This window comes from Streptomyces sp. NPDC050636 (genome assembly GCF_040654775.1).
Classification (GTDB): domain Bacteria; phylum Actinomycetota; class Actinomycetes; order Streptomycetales; family Streptomycetaceae; genus Streptomyces.
In genome coordinates this window covers 1-20,952 of record NZ_JBFAIP010000102.1, presented here as the reverse complement: position 1 = coordinate 20,952, position 20,952 = coordinate 1, and the positions used below count along the sequence as shown (strand labels likewise).

At 71.5% G+C, this 20,952-nt stretch carries 2 protein-coding genes and 2 pseudogenes; all 4 read right to left on the bottom strand.

What is annotated here, in order from left to right:
- Positions 1-3,695: type I polyketide synthase (locus AB0I10_RS35185; protein WP_363156781.1), on the bottom strand; the 3,695-nt coding region annotated here is incomplete at its 3' end.
- A gap of 99 nt (positions 3,696-3,794) precedes the next feature.
- Positions 3,795-14,024: pseudogene (locus tag AB0I10_RS35180) on the bottom strand (type I polyketide synthase); the annotation flags it as partial.
- Positions 14,025-14,085: 61 nt separating this feature from the next.
- Positions 14,086-20,694 carry a type I polyketide synthase gene (locus tag AB0I10_RS35175; protein WP_363156780.1) on the bottom strand — a complete coding sequence of 2,203 codons (6,609 nt, stop codon included), beginning with the start codon at positions 20,692-20,694 and terminating at the stop codon, positions 14,086-14,088.
- A gap of 39 nt (positions 20,695-20,733) precedes the next feature.
- Positions 20,734-20,886: pseudogene (locus tag AB0I10_RS35170) on the bottom strand (hypothetical protein); the annotation flags it as partial.
- Positions 20,887-20,952 lie beyond the last annotated feature (66 nt).

Here is a 20,952-nt window from a genome sequence, read left to right as displayed (position 1 = left end):
GCCAACGCTGCCGCACCCTCCGCGCCGGGCCCGGAACGACTGGTGAGTACCAGGCGCGGCGCACCGCGTCCGGCCAGCCACCGCGACACATGGCCTGCGATCGCACCCGTACCGCCCGTGATCAGCACACTGCCACGCGGCGCCCAGTGCACTTCACCGCGAGGCTGCGAGGCACGAGCCAGTCGCCGGCCGAGCACCCCGGCCGCCCTGATCGCGACCTGGTCCTCACCGCACCCGGCCAGCACCGCCACAAGCCGTGCACCCGCACGCTCATCGACCACAGCAGGCAGATCGATCAACCCGCCCCAACGGTCCGGGTGTTCCAGACCGACCACTCGGCCCAGACCCCACACCTGGGCCTGTACCGGACTGACGAGCACCTCACCCGGTCCGGCGGCCACCGCACCACGGGTGGCCAGCCACAGCACCGCGGCCACACGGACATCACCAAGGGCCTGTACGAGGCCCAGCGTCGCGGCCAGTCCCCCGGCCACCACCGGGTGCTCCGGCACCGGCGCCTCGTCCAATGCCAGCAGCGACAGGACACCGGACACGCCGGCAGGCTCCACGCCCGCGCTCTCCAACGCCGAACCCAGTACGGCCGCCACATCCGCGCGGTCCACGACTCCGGCCGGCACCTCAGCCACGACGACCTCGGCCCCACGGGCACTAAGCGCCACCCCGCACTGCTGGGCCGCATCGTCCTCGCCCAGTCCAGCGGGGGTCACGATCAGCCAAGTCCCGGACAGCACACGAGGGTCGGGCTCGGCGATGGGCGACCAGATCGCCCGGTACCGCCAGTTCGCGGTCAGCGACCGGTCCAGCTCACGGCGCCGCCAGGACGCCAGCGCGGGCAGCACATCGCTGAGCTGCTTCTGGTCCTCAAGGGCGAGCGTGTCCGCGATCCGGGCCAGGTCTCCGCCCTCGACGGCGGCCCAGAACTGCGCCTCCGCCGCCGTACTCGTACCGTCCCCGCCCACGGACGCCCCGGTCTTGGGCATCGCCAGGACCCCCTCCGGCCAGAACCGCTCGCTCCGGAAGGCATACGTCGGCAGCTCCACCCGCTCGCCGACCGGGAGCACCTTCGACCAGTCCACGGCGGCACCGTTGACGAAGGCCCGCGCCAGGCCGTTGACCAGCCCGGTCACACCCTGGTCGTCACGACGCTGCAGCGGTACGAAGACGCCCTCATCGCTGCCGATACCGGCCACTGCATCCGGGCCAAGCGCCGACAGCGAGCCGTCGGGGCCCACCTCGATGAACACCGACACACCCTGCTCCGCGAGAGCAGCCACCGCATCGGCGAACCGCACCGCCTGCCGCGTCTGCCCAGGCCAGTAGCCACCATCGCACTCGGTCAGCACGTCACCGGTCAACGCACCCGCCCACAGCAACTCGGGGCGCCGGTACTCCAACTCACCTGCTACGACCCCGAGTTCATCAAGGACCGGGTCCATCGCCGCAGAGTGGAACGCATGCGACACGCGCAGCCGCCGCACCCGACAGCCCCGCTCACGCCACTCCTCCACCACCCGGTCCACCGCAGCCTCGTCACCCGAAACCACCACGGACTCCGGGCCATTGACCGCCGCGATCGACACCCCGGGCAGCTCCGCCAGACCAGCGAGCACGTCGGCCTCGGGAGCGTTGATCGCCGCCATCGCCCCACCGCTCGGCAACTCCTGCATCAACCGCGCACGCGCCACCACCAACCGACACGCATCCGACAGCGACAGCACCCCGGCCACATACGCAGCCGCCACCTCACCCACGGAATGACCCACCACGGCATCCGCGACCACACCGGCCGCCTTCAACACCGCAGCCAAAGCCACCTCGAACGCAAACAAACCCGCCTGCGCATACAACGTCTGATCCGTCAGACCCTCATCGACACCGTCCGCTCCCAGGACGACATCGCGTACGGAATCACGGACAGATGCTCCCAACTCCAGCTCCAGGAGTCCGCACACCCGATCAAACGTCTCGGCGAACACCGGACTGCCCTCATACAGACCGCGACCCATGCCCAACCACTGCGAACCCTGACCCGCGAAGACCAAGCCGACCCGTACATCCGACCGGGCCACACCGGACACCACCGAACCCGCCGACACACCAGCAGCCAGGCTCTCCAGACCGGCCACCATCTCGCCGCGGTCACCGCCCAGAACCACCGCCCGGTGCTCGAACGCCGAACGCGTCGTCGCCAGGGACCAGCCCACATCCGCCGGCGCCAACTCGGGCCGTGTCACGACCCATTCACGCAACCGGCCCGCCTGCGCCACCAACCCGGCCGCAGACCGACCCGACACCACCCACGCACCAACCTCACCGGTCTCCACGACCACCGCGGTTCCGGCCGCGCCACTCCCCTCGTCCCCAGCGCGAACCTCGTCCTCGGCCTCGGCAAACTCGGGAGCAGGAGCCTCTTCCACAATGACGTGCGCGTTGGTGCCGCTGATCCCGAACGCCGACACACCCGCACGGCGCGGACGCTCCCCAGCGGGCCACGGCACCGAATCGGCCAGCAGCCGCACCTCACCCGCCGACCAGTCCACGTGCGACGACGGCTCGTCCGCGTGCAGCGTCTGCGGAATCTTCTCGTTCTGCAGGGCGAGCACCATCTTGATGACGCCCGCGACGCCGGCCGCCGCCTGCGTGTGCCCGATGTTCGACTTCACCGAGCCGAGCCACAACGGCCGGTCACCTGCGCGCTCTTGGCCGTACGTGGCGAGCAGCGCCTGCGCCTCGATCGGGTCACCCAGCGTCGTACCCGTGCCGTGCGCCTCCACCACATCCACATCAGCAGCAGACAGACGGCCACTGGCCAGCGCCGCCCGGATCACCCGCTGCTGCGAGGGACCATTGGGCGCCGAAAGGCCGTTGGACGCACCGTCCTGGTTGATCGCCGACCCGCGCACCACGGCCAGGACCTTGTGTCCGAGCCGCTCCGCGTCGGAGAGCCGCTCCACGACGAGCATGCCCGCGCCCTCGGCCCAGCCGGTGCCGTTCGCGTCCTCGGAGAACGCGCGGCACCGCCCGTCCACCGACAGTCCCTGCTGCCGCGAGAACTCCACAAAGGAGAACGGTGTCGCCATGACCGTGACGCCACCGGCGAGCGCCAGCGAGCACTCGCCCGAACGCACTGCCTGGACGGCGAGGTGCAGCGCCACCAGGGACGACGAGCACGCCGTGTCCACCGTCACCGCCGGCCCCTCCAGACCCAGCACGTAGGAGATGCGGCCGGACAGCACACTGGTCGAGTTGCCGGTCATCAGGTGCCCCTCGACACCGGCACCGTCCTGGCCCGTCAGCGCCATACCGATGGCGTATCCCGAACCGAAGCCGCCCGCGAACACTCCGGTCGCGCTGCCGCGCAGCGACTGCGGGTCGATGCCGGAGCGCTCCAGCGCTTCCCACGACGTCTGCAGGAGCAGTCGCTGCTGGGGGTCCATGGCCAGCGCCTCGCGCGGGCTGATCCCGAAGAACCCGGCATCGAACTCCGCCGCGTCCCGCAGGAACGCACCCGACTGGGTATACGAGGTCCCCTCACTCTCCCGATCCGGGTCGTAGAACCCCTCCAGGTCCCAACCACGGTCGGTCGGGAACCCACCCACCGCATCACCACCCGAAGCCAGCAACTCCCAGAACTCCTCAGGACTGCCCGCACCACCCGGAAAACGACACGCCATACCCACAATCGCCAACGGCTCATCCACAGCCACAGCCGACACAGCCGCCATAGCCGACACAGCAGCCACCGGCGCACCGGCCACCGCCTCCACCCCAGTCAGTTCACCCCGCAAGAACTCGGCCAGAGCAACCGGAGTGGGATAGTCGAACACCAACGTGGCAGGCAGCCGCAGCCTCGTCGCCGCGTTCAGCTGGTTGCGCAGCTCGACCGCGGTCAGCGAGTCGAAGCCCAGATCCTTGAACGCCTGCCTGGCCTGCACCATGTCCACCGAGGAGTGGCCCAGGACCGCGGCGGCCTCCGCCCGCACCACATCGGTGAGCACCCGGTCCTGTTCGGCCCGGCCCATCCCGGCGAGGCGTCGGGCCAGTTCGCCATCACTGCGCGCCGCGCCGTTGGCGCCCGCGCCCATGCGCGCGGCGGCAAGCCGGCGGATCTCGGGAAGGTCGCGCACCAGCGGCATCTCGTGCACGTCCGCCGTGCCCGGCGCCGAGCCCATCTGCTCCCAGTCGACGTCCATCACGGTGACGACGGCGTCGGGGCCGTCCAGCGACTCGCCCAACGCCCGTACGGCCAGCTGCGGATCCATGGCAGGCATGGGGGCTCGCTGCATGCGTGTCCGAATCGCCTCGTTGGACTCCGCGAGTCCGCCGCCGCCCCACAGTCCCCAGGCGACCGCGAGGCCGGCCAGGCCGCGGGCCCGCCGGTTCTCGGCGACCGCGTCCAGGAAGGCGTTCGCCGCCGCGTAGTTGCCCTGACCCGGACCACCCAACGTCGACGCCGCCGACGAGAACAGCACGAACGCGTCCAGATCCAGATCCGCGGTCGCCTCGTCCAGATACACCGCACTCGCCGCCTTCGCAGCCAGCACCGTCTCCAGACGCGACACCGACAGCCGGTCCACGACACCATCGTCCAGCACGGCGGCCGTGTGCATCACCGAAGACAGCGCAGGACCACTCGCCCCCGTCCACGCCACCAGCCCAGCCACAGCCGACCGGTCACTCACATCGCACGCCACCACGTCCACGCGCGTGCCGAGAGCCGCCAGCTCGGCGACCAGAGCCGCGACACCGGGAGCGGCAGGACCGGAACGGCTCGTCAGCACCAGCCGCGGCGCCCCGCGCCCGGTCAGCCACCTGGCCACATGGCCCGCGATCGCACCCGTACCACCTGTGATCAGCACAGTGCCGCGCGGCGCCCAGCTCACCCCGGAACCACGGGACTGGGGCACCCGCGTCAGACGCCGGCCCAGAATCCCGGCCGACCGGATCGCGACCTGGTCCTCACCACACCCGGCCAGCACCGCCACGAGCCGTGCACCCGCACGCTCATCGACCACAGCAGGCAGATCGACCAAACCACCCCAACGTTCCGGGTGTTCCAGACCGACGACCCGTCCCAGACCCCACACCTGCGCCTGCACCGGACGAGCCAGCGCCTCACCCGGCCCGGCCGCCACCGCGCCACGAGTGGCCAGCCACAGCGGCGCGACAACTCCGGCATCACCCAACGCCTGTACGAGACCCAGCGTCGCGGCCAGACCCCCGGCCACCACCGGGTGCTCCGGCACCGGCGCCTCATCCAGCGCCAGCAGCGACAACACACCCGCGACCCCGCGGGACTCCGCACCCTCCAGCGCCTCACCGAGCAGTGCGGCCACACCGTCCCGGTCCACGACCCCGACCGGGACCTCGACCTCAACGACCTCGGCCCCACGGGCGGCCAGCGCGGCCGCACACTGCCGTGCCGCGTCGTCCTCCCCCAGCTCAGCGGGAGCCACAAGCAGCCAAGTCCCGGACAGCACACGGGAGTCAGGTTCGGCGATGGGCGCCCAGCTCACCCGGTACCGCCAGTTCGCGGTCACCGAGCGGTCCAGCTCACGGCGCCGCCACGACGCCAACGCCGGCAGCACCTCACTGAACGGGCGGCCGCCGTCCACCGCCAACGTGTCGGCGAGCTGGGTCAGGTCCCCGCCCTCGACCGCCGCCCAGAACTGCGACTCCGCCGCCGTACTCGCACCATCCCCGCCCACGGACGATCCGGCCGTGGGCAGCGCCAGAACACCCTCCGGCCAGTACCGCTGGTGGCGGAAGGCGTACGTCGGCAACTCCACCGGCTCGCCCGCCGGGAGCACCACGCTCCAGTCCACCGTCGCGCCCTGCACGAACGCCTCGGCCAGCGACGTGAGCAGCCGCGCCACACCACCGTCATCCCGCCGCAGCGTCCCGCACACGGCACCCGGAACCGCACCCGGTCCGGCCTCCAGGACCACCTCTTCGAGGGTGTCGTTCATCGCGCCCAACAGCACCGGGTGCGGGGTGACTTCGACGAACACCTGGTGCCCCGTCCCGGCCAGCACGCGCACCGCCCGGTCGTAGTGCACCGGCGCCCGCAGGCTGCTGTACCAGTACGCGGCGTCCAGCTCCTCGCCGGACAGGGTCTCGCCCGTCATCGCCGACACCATCGGCACCCGGCCCCGACGGGGCGCCACACCGGCCAGTGCCGACGTGATCTCCTGCTCCAGCCGCTCCACCTGCGCGGAGTGCGAGGCGTAATCCACGGCCACCATCCGGGCCCGGACACCCTCGGCCTCCAGCTCCGCCTTCAGCTCTTCCAGCGCCTCGGGCTCACCCGAAACCACCACTGCAGACGGTCCGTTCACCGCCGCCAGCGACAGGCGCTCGCCCCAACGCGGGAGACGCTCCTCGACTGCCGCCGCGGACTGGCTCACCGAGAGCATCCCGCCCGCACCGGCCAGAGCCTTGAGGGATTGTGAGCGCAATGCCACCACCCGCGCGCCGTCCTCAAGCGACAGCATCCCCGCCACCGTCGCCGCAGCAATCTCGCCCTGTGAGTGACCGACAACCGCGTCGGGGGTCACTCCCGCGGCCTCCCACACCGCCGCCAACGACACCATCACCGCCCACAACGCCGGCTGCACCACATCCGCAGCCTCCAACGCAGGCGCACCCTCCACACCCGCGAGGACGTCACTCAGCGCCCACTCCACAAACGGTTCCAGCGCCCGCTCACACTCGGCCAGCCGCGCCGCGAACACCGGGCTGGACTCCGCCAACTCCCGGCCCATACCGACCCACTGCGACCCCTGACCCGCAAAGGCGAACACCACCCGCGCACCCGGCCGGGCAACCCCCGACACCACCGAACCCGCAGGCACTCCGCCCGCCAGGCTCTGCAGACCGGCCACCAGCTCGCTGTGGTCACCACCCACCACAACCGCCCGGTGCTCGAACACCGACCGCGCCACGGCCAACGACCAGCCCACATCCGCCAGTTCCAGCTCCGGCCGGGCCACCATCCACTCACGCAGGCGGCCCGCCTGAGCCGTCAGCCCCTCGGCCGACCGCCCCGACACCAGCCACGCACCGACCTCACCGGTCTCCACGACCGCTGGGGTTTCGGGCGCACCGCTCCCCTCGTCCTCGGCGGGAGCCTCGTCTTCGGCCTCGGGGGGCTCGGGGGCCTCCTCCACGATGACGTGCACGTTGGTGCCGCTGATGCCGAACGCCGACACACCGGCACGGCGCACCCGCCCGTCGGAAGGCCACGGCACCTGCTCGTTCAACAGCTTGATGTCGCCGGCCGCCCAGTCGACGTGCGAGGACGGCTCGTCCGCGTACAGCGTCTGGGGAATCTGCTGGTGCTGCAGGGCGAGGACCATCTTCATCAGGCCCGCGACACCGGCCGCCGCCTGCGTGTGACCGATGTTCGACTTGATCGACCCCAGCCACAACGGCCCCTGTTCGGACCGCCCCTGGCCGTACGTGGCCAGCAGCGCCTGCGCCTCGATCGGGTCGCCCAGCGTGGTGCCCGTACCGTGCGCCTCCACCACATCCACGTCACTGGCCGACAGCTGGGCGCTGGCCAGCGCGGCCCGGATCACCCGCTGCTGGGACGGGCCGTTGGGCGCCGTCAGACCATTGGACGCGCCGTCCTGGTTGATCGCCGAACCGCGCACCACGGCCAGGACCGGGTGACCGTTGCGCCGGGCGTCCGACAGCCGCTCGACCACGAGCATGCCCGCGCCCTCGGCCATACCCATGCCATCGGCCGCATCAGAGAACGCCTTGGACCGTCCGTCTGCCGCCAGCCCACGGGCGTGGGAGAACGCCAGGAACCCGTCGGGGCTCGCCATGACCGTGACACCGCCGGCCAGCGCGAGTGAGCACTCGCCCGAGCGCAGCGCCTGGCAAGCCAGGTGCAGGGCCACCAGGGACGAGGAGCACGCCGTGTCCACGGTCACCGCCGGGCCCTCCAGGCCCAGCGCGTACGAGACCCGGCCCGACAGCACACTGGCCGCGTTCCCGGTCATCAGGTGCGCTCCGAGGCTCTCCAGCTCCGCCTCGTCCTCCATGCTGATCGCCAGGTACGAGGAGCCGTATCCGCCGACGAACGCGCCGGTCTGGCTGCCCCGCAGACTCGCCGGGTCGATCCCGGCCCGCTCGAAGGCCTCCCAGCTCACTTCGAGCAGGAGGCGCTGCTGCGGGTCCATGGCGAGAGCTTCACGAGGGCTGATGCCGAAGAAGCCCGCATCGAACGCGCTGGCGTCCTGGAGGAACCCGCCCACCTGCGTGTAGGAGGTGCCCACGTTCTCCATGTCCGGGTCGTACAGGGCCTCGATGTCCCAGCCACGGTCGGTGGGGAAGGTCGACATCGCGTCCTTGCCCGTGGCCAGCAGCTGCCACAGCTCGTCCGGGCTGGCCGTACCGCCGGGGAAGCGGCACGCCATCCCCACGATCGCGATCGGGTCGTCCGCCACCGGCGCCGCCGTCGGCGGGGTGGTGGTGGGCTCCGCGACGTCGGAGAGGTCGCCGGCCAGCTGCTCCCGCAGCAATCCGGCCAGCGCCACGGGGCTGGGGTAGTCGAAGACCAGCGTGGCCGGCAGTCGCAGTCCGGTCGCCGGATTCATGCGGTTACGGAACTCGACGGCGATCAGCGAGTCGAATCCCAGGTCGGTGAACGGCCGGCCCGCCTCGATCGCGTCCCCCGAGGCGTGTCCGAGTACCGCGGCCGCGTGGGTGCGGACCAGGTCCAGCAGCACCCGGTCGCGTTCCGCACCCGGCAGCGCGGCCAGCTGCTGTCGCAGCACCTCCGCGGCACCGGCACCGCCGGCAGCGGAGGTGACGGCCGTTCGGCGGGGGATGAAGTCATCGGCCAGCACCTGCCACAGTGCCGGGATGCCCGTGGCGGCCGCCACTGCCCGCAACGCGGTCTTGTCGAGGCGGGTCGGGACCAGGATGGCCTCGTCACGCTCCAGGATCAGGTCCAGCAGGAGCAGGCCTTCGCTCTCGCTCAGTGCCGCGAGTCCCGATCCGGTCATCCGTCGGAGCATCAGCTCGTCCAGGTCCCGGCCGATGCCTGCCTCGGGCATCCACGGGCCCCATGCCAGCGATGTCGCCGCGAGCCCGGCCGCCCGGCGATGCCCCGCCAGCGCGTCCAGGTACGCGTTGGCCGCCGCGTAGTTGCCTTGACCGGGGCCGCCGAACGCCGCCGCCACCGAGGAGAACAGCACGAAGTGGTCCAGGCCCATGTCCTGGGTCAGCTCGTGCAGGTGCCAGGCCGCGTCCACCTTCGGACGCATCACCGCGGCGACCCGCTCCGCGGTCAGCGAGTCGATCAGTCCGTCGTCGATGATGCCCGCGGCGTGGAAGACGGATCCCAGCGGGCAGTCGGACGGGATGCCTGCCAGTACCCCGGCCAGCGCGTCCCGGTCGGCCGCGTCGCACGAGATCACGCGGACCCATGCCCCGAGCGATGCCACTTCGGCGGCCAGCGCGGCCACACCTGCGGCGTTCGGGCCCGAGCGGCTGACCAGCAGCACGCCGCCGGCCCGTCCGGTGGCCACCAGATGCTTGGCCACGACCCCGCCGAGCGTTCCCGTACCGCCGGTCAGCAGCACCGACCGCGGGCCCGCTCCGTGCTGCGGCCCCGACGGCTCCTCCGCCCCGTCGGACACCACCAGTTCGCCCGCCGGACGGATCAACCGCCTGCCGTAGGCGTGCTGGTCGCGGATGGCCACTTCCGGTTCGCCGCCGGCGAGGACCGAGGACAGCAGCGCCGGCTTTCCGTCGCTGCCGGCCGGGGGCAGGTCAGCGAGGATCAGCCGTCCGGGGTTCTCCACCTGCGCCGAGCGCAGCAGGCCCCACACCGCGCCCGCCGCCAGGTCCGCCACACCCTCGTCGGCCTGCACGGCCACGCCACCACGGGTGACCACGACCAGCTGCGCCGACTCCAACTGCTCCTGGCTCAGCCACTCCTGCACCACCTCCAGCGCCTCACCGGCAACCCGCCGAGCCGTCCCGGGCGCGGAGTCGGCGTCGGTCTCGTCGGCGCCCACGCACACGATCACCGCTCGGGGAGTGATGTCTCCTGCGCTGGTGGCGGCGGCGATCTCGGTGACGTCGGCGTAGGTCTGTATGGGTACCCCGGCGGCGTTCAGCTGGTCGGCGACGGCGAAGCGGTCGGTGCCGATCAGCGCCCACTGCCCGTCCGAGGGTGCGCTCTGGGACAGTTGAGTCCATTCCACGGTGAACAGCGCGTCGCCGACCCAGTCGTCGCTCGTCTGCAGCTGGTCCGGCGACACCGGGCGGGTGACCAGCGATGCCACCGTCACCACGGGCCGGCCCGTGGCGTCCGCGGCCTTCAGCGTCAAGTTGCCCTGTCCGTCACGGCGCAGGCGGGCCCGCAGGACCGACGCACCGGTTGCGTGCACCTCCACGTCCGTCCACGCGAACGGCATCCGTATCTGGCCCGGCTCACCCTCGTCGGCCGCGTCCGCGTCCGCGGCGTCCGCCACGACGCCCGCGAGCAGCGCCGAGTCCAGCAGCACCGGGTGCAGCCCGAACGAGCCCGCGTCGTCCGCCACTTCCTCGGGCAGTACCACCTCGGCGAAGATGTCCTCGCCACGCAGCCAGACCGACCGCAGCCCCTGGAACGCCGGGCCGTATATGTCGGCCAGGTGCACCGTGTACAGGTCCGTGATGTCCAGCGCGGTGGCCTCGCGCGGCGGCCAGACGATGAGGTCCTGCTCCGCTTGTACGGCCGTCTGGGCGGGGGCCAGCACGGCGCCCGCGTGCTTGACCCACTCGTGTTCCTCGTCGGGCTTGTCGGGACGGGAGAAGACGTCCACCTCCCGCCGTCCCTCGTCGTCGGCTCCGGCCACCACAACCTGGACCTGCACGCCGCCGCCGTCCGAGGGCAGCACCAGCGGCGCCTGCAGCGTCAGCTCCTCCAGCAGTGAGCACCCCACCTGATGGCCGGCGCTCACCACCAACTCCACAAATCCGGTCCCCGGCAGCAGCACCACACCGCCGACCGCGTGGTCGGCCAGCCACGGCTGCGAACGGAGCGACAGCCGCCCGGTGCACACCAGCCCCGCACCGCCGCCCAGTTCCACCACCGCACGCAGCAGCGGATGCCCCACCGCGCCCAGCCCCAGCGACGCCGGGTCCCCGCCCGCCGACGATGCCGCGCCCGGCAGGGCCAGCATCCCCTTCGGCCAGTACCGCTCATGGCGGAAGGCGTACGTGGGCAGCTCCACTCGGTCCGCGGTGGGCAGGACCGCGGCCCAGTCGACGGCCACACCGGCCACGAACGCCTCGGCCAGCGACGTGACCAGTCGCATCGCCCCGCCGTCGTCCCGTCGCAGAGTGCTGCAGACCACCCCGGCCTGCGCGCCAGGACCCGTGTCGGCCGCGGCTTCCTCCAGGGTGTCGGTCATCGGAGCGATCAGTACGGGGTGCGGGGAGACCTCGATGAACACCCGGTGGCCCGTGCCCGCCAGCGTGCGTACCGCCCGCTCGAAGAGCACCGGGGCGCGCAGGCTGCCGTACCAGTACGCGGCATCCAGTTCCTCACCGCTCAGGACCTCACCGGTGACGGCCGAGAGCATCGGTATCCGGCCCGCCCGCGGTGCGACCTCGGCGAGCAGGGAGGTGATCCCTTGCTCCAGTTGCTCCACCTGCGCGCTGTGCGAGGCGTAGTCCACCGCGACCATGCGCTCGCGCAGGCCCTCGGACTGCAGCTCCTGCTGGAGCTCGCGCAGTGCGTCCACATCGCCGGAAACCACCACCGCCGAGGGGCCGTTGACGACGGCCAGGGACAGCCGTCCCTGCCAGCGTTCCAGCCGCTTCTCCACCCGTGCGGCCGGCTCGGTCACCGACAGCATTCCCCCGGCGCCGGTGATCGCCCGCAGCGCCTGCGAGCGCAGCGCCACCACCTTCGCGCCGTCCGCCAAGCTGAGCATGCCCGCGACCGTCGCGGCAGCGATCTCGCCCTGCGAGTGACCCACCACCGCGTCGGGGGTCACACCCGCGGCCTCCCACACCGCCGCCAGTGACACCATCACCGCCCACAGCACCGGCTGCACCACATCCGCGGCCTCCATCGCGGGCGCGCCCTCAGCCCCGGCCAGCACATCGACGAGTGACCAGTCGACGTACGGTGCGAGTGCCTGCTCGCACTCGGCCAGGCGGGCAGCGAACACCGGGCTGCAGGCTGCCAGTTCCTGGCCCATGCCCAGCCACTGCGAGCCCTGACCGGGGAAGACGAACACCGATCGGGCGCTGGAATGTGCCACACCCGAGACGGCCGAACTCCCCGGCAGGCCGTCGGCCAGCTGCGCCAGGCCGCTGACCAACTCGCCACGATCCGTGCCCATCACCACGGCCCGGTGCTCGAACACCGACCGCGTCGCCGCCAACGACCACGCCACGTCAGCCGGGTTCAGCCCAGGCCGTGTCGCCACCCACTCCCGCAACCGGCCCGCCTGCGCGACCAGCCCCTCCGCCGAACGCCCCGACACCACCCATGCCGCAGCCCCCGACACCACCGGTGCCGCTTCCACGGCGTCCGCCGCAGCGGCCCCGGTGACGCCGGTGACGCCGTCCTCGGACTCACCATCCCCACGGACACCGTCCTCGGACTCACCGACCTCGGCCGGGGCTTCCTCGATGATGATGTGCGCGTTGGTGCCGCTGACGCCGAACGAGGACACCCCGCCACGGCGCACCCTCTCCCCAATGGGCCACGGCTTGGACTCGGTCAGCAGCCGTACGTCACCGGCCGACCAGTCGATGTGCGGCGAGGCCTCCTGCGCATGCAACGTCTGCGGCATCTGCTGGTTCTGCAGCGCGAGGACCATCTTGATCACACCCGCGATGCCGGCCGCCGCCTGGGTGTGCCCGATGTTGGACTTCACCGAGCCGAGCCACACCGGACGGTCCTCGGGACGGTCCTGGCCGTAGGTGGCGATCAGCGCCTGCGCCTCGATCGGGTCACCCAAGGTGGTCCCCGTACCGTGCGCCTCCACCACATCGACATCGGCCGTCGACAGCCGGGAACTGGCCAGCGCCGCCCGGATCACCCGCTGCTGCGACGGGCCGTTCGGCGCGGCCAGCCCGTTCGACGCACCGTCCTGATTCAGCGCGGACCCACGCACCACCGCCAGCACCGGATGCCCCAACCGCCGGGCGTCCGACAGCCGTTCCACCACCACCATCCCCGCGCCCTCGGAGATGCCCATGCCATCGGCCGCCGCCGAGAACGCCTTGCACCGACCGTCCTGGGCAAGGCCGAGCTGCCGGGAGAACTGAGTGAACATGATCGGGATGGCGGTCACCGTGACCCCGCCGGCCAGCGCCAGCGAGCACTCTCCGGACCGGATCGCCTGGCAGGCCATGTGCAGTGCCACCAGTGACGACGAACACGCCGTGTCCACCGTCACCGCCGGACCCTCCAGGCCCAACGAATACGACACCCGACCGGAGATGACACTGGTCGAGGTCCCGGTCATCAGGTGGACGTCCAGGTCCTCGTCCGCGCCGAATCCATAGCCGGACAGCGACGCGCCGGCGAACACCCCTGTCAGCGAACCGCGCAGCGACATCGGATCGATGCCCGCCCGCTCCAACGCCTCCCAGCACACTTCAAGGAGCAACCGCTGCTGCGGGTCCATCGCCACGGCCTCACGCGGACTGATCCCGAAGAATCCCGCGTCGAATCCACTCGCGTCCTCTAGGAATCCGGCCTCGCGCACACGCGAAGTGCCGTCCGGGTCCTGTCCGCACAGTTCGTCGAGGTCCCAGCCCCTGTCGGCCGGAAAACCGGCGACCCCGTCTCCTCCGGCGGCCAGCAGCTTCCAGAAATCCTCCGGGGCCTGGACATCTCTGGGGTAACGGCAGCCAATTCCCACGATCGCAATCGGCTCGTGGCTGCGTTCCTCAACCTCACGCAGGCGCTGACGGGTGTCGTGCAGGTTCGTCGTTGCCCATTTGAGGTAATCGCGGAGAGTCTCTTCGTCTGCCATCGGATCTCACCATTCCAGTCTTTGAAATGCAAGCTTGCTGTCCGCAATTCCGGAGAACTACTTACCTGCCGAGTTCCTTGTGAATGAACTCGAATATCTCGTCGTCCGTTGCGGATCCGATCTTCTCCGCGACCGCCCGACGCTCCGAAGGAGCACCGGCCTCGCTCCACTGGGAAAGCAGCCCCTGCAGGCGATCGGTGATCAATTGATATGTCTTCTCGTCCGGCGTCGCCCCGGTCAGAAGCGACCCGAGCCGGTCGACCTCCTCGATCAGAGACCCCTGAGCCGGCCCGTCCTGGAACTCCTCGTTCCAGAGATATTCGGCCAGCGCGATCGGGGTGGGGCAGTCGAACAGCAAAGTGGCGGGCAGCTTCAGGCCGGTTGCGGTGCTCAGCCGGTTGCGCAGCTCGACCGAGGTCAGCGAGTCGAAGCCCAGGTCGCTGAAGGCGCGAGTGGCCTCGACCGCCTCGGCCGACGCGTATTCGAGCACCGCGGCAGCCTTGCTCTGGACCAGCTTGACCAGCATCCGGTTCTGCTCGGCGCGCGACAGGCCCACCAGTTGCTGCTTGAAGGACGCGCCCTCGTCCGAGTCGACGGCTGCGTCCGCCCCGGCGTCGTCCAGTGCCTGCCGGACCTCGGGCAGGCTCTCGATCAGCGGGCTGGGCCGCCGCAGCGTGAACGTCGGGGCGAACCGCGCCCAGTCCACGTCCGCGACCGTCACCAGTCCCTCGCCACCGTCCAGGATTTGGGCCAGCGCCTGGACGGCGTGGTCCGACTCCATGGCGTACAGACCGCCCCGCGTCATCCACGCGGCGGTGTCCTCGTCGGTCATTCCGCCGCCGCCCCACGGGCCCCAGGCCACCGAGGTCGCGGGCAGCCCCTGCGCCCTGCGCTGCTCGGCCAGCCCGTCCAGGAAGGTGTTGGCCGCGCCGTAGGCGGGCTGGACGCTGCTGCCCCACGTCGCCGAGATCGACGAGAAGAGCACGAAGGCGTCCAGGTCCATGTCCCTGGTCAGCTCGTCCAGATGAACGGCGCCCGCGGCCTTGGCCGCCAGCACCTCGGCCGTTTCGGCCAGATCCGCATCCCGCACCGTGGTGGCCTGTCCGACGCCCGCGGTGTGCATCACGGCGGACAGCGAAGGCCCGTCCGCCGCAGTCCAGTCGATCACTCTGGCCAGATCCGCCCGGTCGCTCGCGTCGCAGGCCACGACGTCCACCCGGGACCCGGCCGTCGCCAACTCGGCCGCCAGCGCCGCCACATCGGCCGCACCGGGCCCGGACCGGCTGGTCAGCACCAACCGCTGAGCACCGCGACCGGCCAGCCACCGCGCCACATGCCCGCCGATCGCGCCGGTGCCACCGGTCACCAGAGCGCTTCCACGCGGCGTCCAGTCCTGACCGAGCGTTCGGGGGTGGGAGGCCCTGGTCAGCCGCCGGCCCAGGATCCCGGCCGAGCGGATCGCGACCTGGTCCTCACCGCACCCGGCCAGTACGGCGGCCAGCCGCGCTTCGGCCGTTTCGTCGATGACGGCGGGCAGGTCGATCAACCCGCCCCAGCGGTCCGGGTGTTCCAGGCCCACGACCCGTCCCAGACCCCACACCTGCGACTGCACAGGGTTGGCCGGTCCCTGGCCCGATCCGGCGGCCACCGCACCGGACGTGGCCACCCACAAGGGGGCGCCCACTTCCGCCGCACCCAGCGCCTGCACCAGGGTCAGCGTCGCGGCCAGTCCTCCGGTCACCACCGGATGGTCCGGCACGGGCGTCTCGTCCAGCGCCAGCAGCGACACGACACCGGCGAACCCGGCTTCCGGCAGCTCCGTGCGGATCTGCTCAACCATCCGCTTCCGGTCGGCCGTCGCCGTGGTCTCCATGACCACCGCCTCGGCCCCGCGGGCGGTCAGCACCGCCACACATCCCTGCGTCAGGTCGGCGGCGGCCGGTCCGGCGGGCGCGACGACCAGCCAGGTTCCGGACAGCATGCCCGCGTCGGGCGCGGCGACCGGCGCCCAGGTCACGCGGTAGCGCCAGTTCGCGGTCACCGACCGGTCCTGCTCGCGGCGCCGCCAGGACGCCAACGCAGGTAGTACCGCACTGAGTTGCTTCTGGTCCCCGATGGCGAGGGTGTCCGCGATCCCAGCCAGGTCACCACCTTCGACGGCAGCCCAGAACTGCGCCTCAGCCGCCGTACTCGCACCGTCCCCACCCGCCGGGAGCGCGGGCGCTGTCGACTCCAGCCAGTACGGCTGGTGCTGGAAGGCGTACGTCGGCAGGTCGACCCGGTCTCCGGCCGGCAGGACCGTCGTCCAGTCCACCCGCAGCCCGCCGACATAAGCCTGTGCGAGTGAGGTGAGCAGACGGATCGCGCCGCCGTTGTCCCGCTCCAGCGTGCCCACGGCCAGTACGTCGGCGGTACCCGCGTCCTCGGCGGTCTCCGCCACCGACGCGGTCAGCACCGGATGCGGCGACACCTCCACGAACGACCCATAGCCCCCACCGAGCAGAACCCGTACGGCCTCTTCGAAGCGCACCATCTGCCGCAGATTCGCGTACCAGTACGCGGCATCCACCTCAGTACCGGTCACCCACTCACCCGTAACCGTGGACACCATCGGTAGCCGACCAGCCTGCGGCGTGATTCCGGCAAGCTCCTTCTCCAGCACCACCGCCAACGGCTCCACCGCAGGCGAATGCGCCACAAAATCCGTCTCCGGGATACGCCAACGCAGCACATGCCGCGACGCCAACTCCCGCTCGAACTCCGCCAACGCCCCCGGCTCACCCGACACCACCACAGACGCCGGACCATTCACCGCAGCCACCGACAACCGCCCACCCCACCCGTCCGCCAACTCCCGCACCGCCTGCGAAGGCATCACCACCGACACCATCGAGCCCTCAACCGACAGACCCGACAACGCACGAGAACGCACCGCAACGACTCGGGCACCGTCCTCCAGGCTGAGCATCCCGGCGACCGTCGCAGCGGCGATCTCACCCTGCGAATGACCGACAACCGCATCCGGCGCGACACCCGCCGCCTCCCACACCGCCGCCAGCGACACCATCACCGCCCACAACACCGGCTGCACCACATCCGCAGCCTCCAACCCAGGCGCACCCTCCACACCCGTCAACACATCGGCGAGGGACCAGTCCACGAACGGCGCCAGCGCCGCCTCACACTCCGCAAGACGCGCCGCGAACACCGGGCTGGATTCAGCGAGTTCACGGCCCATGCCCAGCCACTGCGTCCCCTGACCGGCGAACACAAACACCGTCCGGGCACCCGAACGCGCAACCCCCGACACCACCGACCCCGAAGACGCGCCCGCAGCCAGACCCTCAAGGCCCGTCACGAACTCCGCACGGTCACCGCCCAGAACCACGGCCCGGTGCTCGAACACCGACCGCGCCGCCGCCAACGACCACGCCACATCCACCGGCTCCAACTCCGGCCGCTTCGACACCCACTCGCGCAACCGACCCGCCTGCCCGGCCAGCCCCTTCGCCGACCGGCCCGACACCACCCACGCCGCCAAGCCGTCCGCCTCAAGCAGCGCAGGGGCGCTCTCACCGTCGTCCTCGGGCTCGCGGACCTCGGCGGCCGGAGCTTCCTCGACGATGACGTGCGCGTTGGTGCCGCTCATCCCGAAGGAGGACACTCCGGCCCGACGCACCCGGCCGTCGGCCGACCACGGCAGCGTCTCGGTCAGCAACTGCACATCACCGGACGCCCAGTCCACGTGCGGCGAGCGCTCTTCCGCGTGCAGTGTCGCGGGCAACTCCCCGTTCTGCAGGGCGAGCACCATCTTGATCACACCGGCCACACCGGCGGCCGCCTGCGTGTGCCCGATGTTCGACTTCACGGACCCGAGCCACAACGGCCGGTCCTCGGCGCGCTCCTGGCCGTACGTCGCAAGGAGCGCCTGTGCCTCGATCGGGTCGCCCAGCGGGGTGCCCGTGCCGTGCGCCTCCACCACGTCGATCTCGTCCGCGCGCACCCCGGCGTTTGCCAACGCCGCCCGGATCACCCGCTGTTGCGAGGGGCCGTTCGGGGCGGTCAGACCGTTGGACGCACCGTCCTGGTTGGTCGCGCTGCCGCGCACCACCGCCAGCACCTTGTGTCCGTTGCGCTGCGCGTCGGACAGCCGCTCCACCACCAGCATGCCCGCGCCCTCGCCCAGGCCCATACCGTCGGCCGCCGCCGAGAACGGCTTGCACCGTCCGTCCGGCGCCAGCCCCATCTGCCGGCTGAACTGGTCGAACAGGAGCGGGTTGGCCGCCACCATGACGCCGCCCGCCAGGGCCAGCGTGCACTCACCCGACCGCACCGCCTGGCAGGCCAGGTGCAGCGCCACCAGCGACGACGAACACGCCGTGTCCACCGTCACCGCCGGGCCCTCAAGACCCATGACATAGGCCACCCGGCCGGACACCACACTGGTCGAGATCCCCGTGACGAGGTGCCCGTCCAGCTCGCCCTTGAGGCCGGTGCTCCAGCCGTATCCCGATGCGGACGCGCCCGCGAACACGCCGGTCGCGGAACCGCGCAGCGACGCGGGGTCCATTCCCGCCCGCTCCAACGCCTCCCAGGCCACCTCAAGCAGCAGCCGCTGCTGCGGGTCCATGGACACGGCCTCGCGCGGACTGATCCCGAAGAACCCCGCGTCGAACCCGGTCGCGTCGTAGACGAAGCCACCGGCCCGGACGGGTTCGCCGGACTCTCCCCCTTCGATGCCGGTCCGGTCCTCGATGACCCAGCCCCGGTCCTCCGGCAGAACAGAGATGGCGTCGGTTCCGGCAGCCACCAGGTTCCACAGCTCTTCCGGGCTCGTCACGCCGCCCGGGTACCGACAGCTCATGCCGACGATCGCCAGAGGCTCGTCGCTGGCCGCCGCCGCGACCGGCACGGTCTGAGCGCCGTCGGGGACGCCCGCCAATTCCGCCAGGAGGAACTCGGCGGCGGCCGTGGGTGTAGGGGCGTCGAACAGCAGGGTGGCGGGCAGCTTCAGGCCGGTTGCGGTGCTCAGCCGGTTGCGCAGCTCGACCGAGGTCAGCGAGTCGAAGCCCAGGTCGCTGAAGGCGCGACCGGCCTCGACCGCCTCGGCCGACGGATAGTCAAGGACCTCGGCCGCCTTCGTCTGGACCAGGTTGACCAGCGTCCGGTTCTGCTCGGCGCGCGACAGGCCTGCCAGCCGCTGCTTCAAGGACGCGCCCGCGTCCGAGCCGACGGCCGCGCCGCTCCCGGCCGCGTCCTCGTCGGCGTCGTCCAGTGCCTGCCGGACCTCGGGCAAGCCCTCGATCAGCGGGCTGGGCCGCCGCAGGGTGAACGGCGGGGCGAACCGTGCCCAGTCCACGGCCGCGACCGTCACCAGTCCTTCGCCGCTGTCCAGGACTTGGGCCAGCGCCTGAACAGCCTGGTCCGACTCCATGACCAGCAGCCCTCGGCGCAGCCCCTGCGCGGCGCCTTCTTCGTCGGTCATCCCACCGCCGCCCCACGAGCCCCACGCCACGGAGGTCGCGGGCAGCCCCTGCGCCCTGCGGTACTCGGCCAGCCCGTCCAAGAAGGTGTTGGCCGCGGCGTAGGCAGGCTGGAGACCACTGCCCCACGTCGCCGAGATCGACGAGAAGAGCACGAACGCGTCCAGGTCCATGTCCCTGGTCAGCTCGTCCAGATGAACGGCACCCGCGGCCTTGGCCGCCAGCACCACGGCCGTTTCGGCCAGATCGGTCTCCTCCACCGTGGTGGCCTGCACGACGCCCGCCGTGTGCATCACCGCGGACAGCGCGGGCCCACTCGTCCCCATCCAGGCCACCAGCCCGGCCAGGTCGGACCGGTCACTCGCGTCGCACGCCACTACGTCCACGCGGGTGCCCTGCGCGGCCAGCTCGGCGACCGCCGTGGCAACCCCGGCGGCGGCAGGGCCGGAGCGGCTGGTCAGGACCAACCGCTGAGTGCCGCGGCCGGCCAGCCACCGCGCCACATGCCCGCCGATCGCGCCGGTGCCACCGGTGACCAGAACGCTCCCGCGCGGCACCCAGCGCTCGGAGTTCTCGCGAGGATGCGGGGCGTGGGTCAGCCTGCGGCCCAGGATCCCGGCCGGGCGGATCGCGACCTGGTCCTCACCGCAGCCGGCCACCACCGCCGCGAGGCGCGCACCCGCACGCTCGTCGAATACGGCGGGCAGGTCGATCAACCCGCCCCAGCGGTCGGGGTGTTCCAGGCCGACGACGCGGCCGAAGCCCCACACCTGCGTCTGCACCGGGTTGGTCAGCGCCTCACCAGCTCCGGTGGCTGTCGCTCCGCACGTGGTCACCCACAGCGGTGCGTCCACCTCCGCGTCGCCCAGCGCCTGCACCAGAGCCAGCGTCGCGGCCAGTCCCTGGGCAACCACCGGATACTCGGGCACGGGCGTCTCGTCCAGTGCCAGCAACGACACCACACCCGCCACTGCCTCTGTGTCCTGCAGGGCCTGGCCGATGAGGGCCGCCATCTCGCCCCGGTCCACAGCGCCGGCCCGAAACTCGACGACCGCCACGTCCGCTCCGCGGGCGGCCAGCGCTTGTACGCATCCCTGCGTCAGGTCGTCGTCGGCCTGTCCAGCCATCACCAGCCAACTGCCGGTCAGCACACCGGGATCGGGTTCCGCGACGGGTGCCCATGTCACCTGGTATCGCCAGTCCGCGGTCGCGGAGCGGTTCCGCTCCCGTCGCCGCCACGACGTCATAGCCTCCAGTACCTCAGCCAGGTGCTGCTGGTCCTCTATTTCCAGAACTTCGGCGATATGCGCCAGGTCGCCGCCTTCGACGGCAGCCCAGAACTGCGCCTCAGCCGCCGTACTCGCACCGTCGCCACCCACCAGGGGCGCGGACGTGGCTGCTGCTTCCAGCCAGTAGCGCTGGTGCTGGAAGGCATACGTCGGCAA